This window comes from Streptomyces albidoflavus (assembly GCF_000719955.1).
Lineage (GTDB): Bacteria > Actinomycetota > Actinomycetes > Streptomycetales > Streptomycetaceae > Streptomyces > Streptomyces albidoflavus.
Genome location: NZ_JOII01000114.1, coordinates 1 through 202, shown reverse-complemented (window position 1 = coordinate 202; position 202 = coordinate 1). Strand labels below are relative to the sequence as shown.

The following is a 202-nucleotide window of genomic DNA, read 5'->3' as shown; positions in this document are numbered from 1 at the left end:
GGGTGGAGTTGACCGGTACTAATAGGCCGAGGGCTTGTCCTCAGTTGCTCGCGTCCACTGTGTTGGTTCTGAAACCACGAACACCAACCACACACCCATCTCGGTGGGTTGTGGTTGCTGGTGTGTTTCGTAGTGTTTCGGTGGTCATAGCGTGAGGGAAACGCCCGGTTACATTCCGAACCCGGAAGCTAAGCCTTACAGC

1 rRNA gene is annotated in these 202 nt (G+C 55.4%); it reads left to right on the top strand.

Annotation, left to right across the window (positions count from 1 at the left end):
• Positions 1–136: 136 nt before the first annotated feature.
• Positions 137–202 (top strand): 5S ribosomal RNA (rrf, locus tag IF45_RS0131165); the annotation flags it as partial.